At 32.8% G+C, this 3,545-nt stretch carries 2 protein-coding genes; both read right to left on the bottom strand.

Annotated elements, in window-relative coordinates:
• Positions 1-21 precede the first annotated feature (21 nt).
• Positions 22-1,803: a DNA (cytosine-5-)-methyltransferase gene (dcm, locus tag HMPREF9420_RS07480; RefSeq protein ID WP_248628089.1), complete on the bottom strand. Its 1,782-nt coding sequence runs from the start codon at positions 1,801-1,803 to the stop codon at positions 22-24.
• Positions 1,769-3,358, bottom strand: coding sequence for a MutH/Sau3AI family endonuclease (locus HMPREF9420_RS07475; protein ID WP_007134952.1), 1,590 nt, complete (start codon positions 3,356-3,358; stop codon positions 1,769-1,771). The genes dcm and HMPREF9420_RS07475 overlap by 35 nt, the downstream gene beginning before the upstream one ends.
• Positions 3,359-3,545: the final 187 nt, after the last annotated feature.

Here is a 3,545-nt window from a genome sequence, read left to right as displayed (position 1 = left end):
CTATTAGATAAATAGCTAATACTAAATCTCTGGTTTCATGATACTACCAAGTAAAGTATCTCTATAAGTATTAAAAATATTTAATTTAACAGGCTTGTAATCAGAAAGACTTTGTAAATATTCAAGATCAAAAACCAACCTAGATTCTTTATCAGCACTTTCAGGATGTATTTCTGCTTTATTTCCAATGCGTGCTACACGTATAAGATATAAATCTCGTACTCCTTTTCCTTTAATGTAAGGCATGAAATAATAGAGACTATTGAGTGCAATTGTTGAGGGAAAGGATTTAGTTTTTCCTGTATAATAAATTTTTGATAGTTCTTTCTCAAGAAAATAATCGATATTATCAGGCTTTACATATCCAATAAGTAGGTGCTTATTCATATCAAGTTTGAAAGATTTTTTGATAGAATTATACTTCAATTCTTCTCCAATTTCAGTAAAAAGATTGAGGTTTAATCGTGGCATTGGTTCACGCTGCATGTCAATAGGGCGAGTAGAAATAGGTTCTTTATCGAATATAAATCGGTATAAACTCTGACCCATTCGTTGGATAATACCACATACAAGTGCATTTCCCATAAGGAAAGCACGACGTCCATCATTCACATCTGGATGATAAGTGTGATTGTCGGGAAACATGTTTAAGCGTTCTAATTCCAAAGGTATCAAGCGACGATATCGCCCAGATGGTGTTCTAATTACATGCTTAAAGCGTGATGGTGAGGTACCACCTTCTCCCGTTATTATTGTTCTCGAAGGGCGATCAAGGACATCAGGGAATGACATACCGCCTTCAGAAAAGATATATTTATATCCCTCTTTCGAAGTTCTTTCTATCTTCTTAGCTCCCTTTTCATATTCCCAACGAGCAATATCACTTATAGGAATAAAAAAATTATCAGGGACTAAAGACTCATCTACAATATTTCCTCCTAAGGTCATATGTGTTCCATTGTATACAGGTGTTGTATCAATAGTATACACTTGGCGGTTAGTCATAATGCCTGTATTGCCAAAAGGGCTATTCTTTTGTTTTACATTAAAATTATCTGATACTTCTTTTATCGTTCCTTCTATTTTAAAAGAACTCCCTGACTTATTTTTCTGTTCGAGTGGGAAAGCCTTGGCCATAACTCCATCAAACAGAATCCAGTTTTTGAAATCTTCAATTTTTTTTTCTATTGTACTCCCCTTGTAATAGCCAATAATATAGATACGTCGCCGACGTTGTGGCATACCATATTCTGCAGCATTGATAATGCGCCACTCAATAGTGTATCCAAGATTTGCTAAAGAAGCTAAAATTATAGCAAAATCTCGTCCACGTTGTTTTGCAGGAGAGCTCAATAAGCGGTCTACATTCTCAAAAAATAGATAGTGAGGACGTTGTTCTCCTTTTTCTTGTAAAATGCGATAAATTTGCCACCATAGTACACCTTTCTTTCCTTCGATACCTCCAGAGTGACTCAAAGTTGAAGCAACAGAATAGTCTTGACATGGAAATCCGCCCACCAAAAGATCGTGATTAGGAATATTAGCAGTGTCTACATTATTAATATCTTCATTACAATGTCCTTTTGACCCAAATCGTGCGCGGTATACTAATGAAGCATCTTGATGGATGGTAGAAGGCTCCCATTGGTTATTCCAAATAGTTTCATAATCGTCAGAAGCACCTTCCAAGCCAATTCTAAATCCACCAACTCCAGCAAATAACTCTACAACTTTGATTTTATGATAGTTTGTCTTAGACATATTTACATTATATATATGAAATTTCTTGTAATTTTTTAGCAATGAATGTACCTTTTAACCAAATAAATTGTGGTATCATTCGAATATTATTTACGCACTCTGTACGTGTTTCTTCCGTAGAAATATCAGCTCCACCTCGGAAGAAAACCATATATGAAGAACTTTTAGGAAAGTTAGGTGATCCCATATATGATCCACTTTTATTAATTCTTTTATGACCATTTTTGTCGTAACTAAATTCCCAAATCAATTTATTATCAAATATAAGTTGACGCGAATCTTCCCATGTACGCATAACTTCTTTCTCTATAAATTCATCGTCAAAAGAGACTCGTTTGAATCCTTCGAATGTGGTTTTCATACTTTCTCGTTTTAAGCGAGCTTTATATTCATCTTCTTTTTCGTTCTTTTTGCGACCACTCATATCACCTCTTTCACAGAAGATTGGACATAAAAAACTATGCTCACAAAAGTAGTTGTATATTTCTGAAGATGTGAAATTAACATGTTTATCAGCCCATTCTTCAAAGTCAATATGGAAAAGTTTCATGTCTTCAGTTCGTCCTCCTGTTGGCTTTATTGTTATAGTTTTAGCAATTATTCCAGCCTTATTAAATTCTGAAATTTGATTTAATTGTTTGCAATCTGTATCAAACATTCTCAATATACACTTTGCTGCAAGGTCTTTAACATTGTTATCTATTTTTAATATTTGTTTCAGTTCTAAATATGTTTTCCCTTTATATAATTTTGTTAGATAGTGGCATTTCTCATCTAACTGAGCAAAACTAGTAAATGGTTCTTTTAATGATATTTCCGTTTCTATTCTATTTTTTTCAAAATGTCCACGTACAATATAATCAACAAAAGTGCGCTTAAGTCTATAACGAGGTTTTTGATAACTTCCTGTTGCTTTCTTCTTAAACCCTGGTACAAGTTCTATTAGTAGAAGATTAGGTCGGAGTTTATGTGTAAATCCTTCTAAATGATGTAAGCGTTCATTTGAATTTGGATATAAATTATATATTTCTTGAAGATAATTTCTCACTATTTCCCAATCATTACGAAGCATAGCTTGTTCTTCTGTTGAAAAGGAATTGTAACAATAATCTATTATAGGAAACTCCGCATACGCTGAAGCTGGTACAATCGTATATGATTGATACTCATAAAAAACAATAAGAAGTCGTTGAGCTTTTTCCCAAAAGTGTGAAGTAAAAAAATCAGTTTGAATTGTGGGTTCAAAAGTAACGCCTGTAATACTTATACCTTCCTTAGCACTTAAGTAGAGGTTATATGCATCTCCTGTTTTACCTTTTGCTTGTTTTAGCTTACTTTTTGGAATACGTACACCTGTAGTTTTCAGTTCTGTTAATACACCATCAATTTCTATATCACATTCTTGTTTACTATCACGATTGTAACCAAATACGGATTGTTCTATTACATCACCAGCTATTCCGGTGATTTTCTTATTGTCTATAGTACGTATAAATTGGCCTGAAGAGTCTACCTCACCAAGTGTCTTACCTTTTGCTTTTTCAAGAAGTTCATAAACATAAGTGCTTGTATACTTTCTATCATCAGAAACCGCCATAGTAGTTTATAATAAAGTTTAATTGAACAAAATTACAATAATTCCATTAAATAAAGCTGCATTTATAGTAAAAGCTCATCAAAAAAACTTTTATTTTATTTATTATTTACTCTTTTAGAATTCATTTTTTTTCCTATGATTGCTACAAAGTTAAAATAACTCATATGTGTTATTATAAATATAAAGT

This window comes from Segatella salivae DSM 15606 (assembly GCF_000185845.1).
In the GTDB taxonomy this organism is placed as follows: domain Bacteria; phylum Bacteroidota; class Bacteroidia; order Bacteroidales; family Bacteroidaceae; genus Prevotella; species Prevotella salivae.
Note: the sequence above shows the minus strand (reverse complement) of the source record. Positions and strands in the feature narration are given on the sequence as shown.